We start from the raw sequence: 1,244 nt of genomic DNA on the forward strand, positions 1-1,244 counted from the left end.
TCTATATGAACGCGTCCCGTTTGCAACAGTTTTCGTGTGTTTCGACAGACAGGATGGGCTGCATCTCTATATCCGGCCTTGCTGCAGCCGGTAATGCCGCTGCGGGCCCCTATGAAATTCGCTGACTCGCACCTCATTCTCCTGGCGAGCTCAAAGCTCTTCAAGCCATTCAGGTTTAGCGAGTCCCGGTCCTACCTGGTTTGTCATCACACTCGATTGCTGCGCAACCTTTGGACGTTCACCCTGTGTTAAACGTTAATCTTCAACGAAACGCTCACCGATCAAACCGGCTTCACGCTGACGTAGCCTCTCTGGTACTGCCGGTCGTGGGCCAGTACTGCCCAGATCGTTCTGGCCGTCTTGTTGGCCAGTGCAACGATGACCACATTCGCCGGTCGCCGTTTCTTCATCTGCTCGACCCACTCGCCAGGCTCCTTCGCATGCGTCAGTACGCTGCGCGCGCCGTGAATCAGCAGCGTGCGCAGATACGTATCGCCGCGCTTGCTGATCCCGTGCAGGTTCACCTTGCCCCCTGAGCCCGTTTGCTTTGGTACCAGACCCGCCCACGCGGCAAACTCGCGGCCGGATCTGAATGCCTTCGCGTCGCCTATCATCGCCACCGCCGCCGTTGCCGTGAGCAGACCGACGCCAGGAATCTCGCTGATCGCCTTCACTGCCCGGTCTTGCTTCTTCCACTCGCGCATGCGCCGCTCGATCTCGGCAACCTGCGCGTCTAGCCTCGCCAGCCCGTTCCACTGCTCGCGCAGCGTGTCGACCAGCGCCGCCGGCAGACGCTCCGCAAGCCGGCCCAGCACCGCCGGTATTTCGCGATCCAGCTTGGCCCGGCCCCGGCTCATTACCTCGCCGTATTCCGTCAGCAGCCCACGTAGCCCGTTGATCTGCATCGTGCGGAATTTCACCACCTGCTCGCGCATGCGGTGCAGCGCCAGCATGGCCTGCTGCATCTCCGTCTTCACCGCCACCGGCTTGCCGGGCTGCTGCACTGCCAACCAGATCGCCTTAGCATCGGCCGCATCATTCTTGTTGCGGATGTTGAACGCCTTCACGAATTCGGCCGGCATCAGCCGCACTTCGTGACCTAGCTCCATCAACTGCCTTGCCCAGTGGTGGGCGCCGCCACACGCTTCCATCCCAATCACACATCGAGCACGGTTCGCGAAGTGCTCCAGGAACTTGGCCCGCTTGATCGGCTTGTTCACGATCTCCCCGGTTTCATGATCGAC

At 61.0% G+C, this 1,244-nt stretch carries 1 protein-coding gene; it reads right to left on the bottom strand.

The genetic code is table 11. The features are described from left to right. Positions 1–281: 281 nt before the first annotated feature. Positions 282–1,244, bottom strand: a 963-nt coding sequence (locus tag DVS29_RS36745; protein ID WP_118186249.1) for an IS110 family RNA-guided transposase, incomplete at its 5' end; no start/stop codon positions are given.

Source organism: Paraburkholderia phosphatilytica, assembly GCF_003443895.1.
Lineage (GTDB): Bacteria > Pseudomonadota > Gammaproteobacteria > Burkholderiales > Burkholderiaceae > Paraburkholderia > Paraburkholderia phosphatilytica.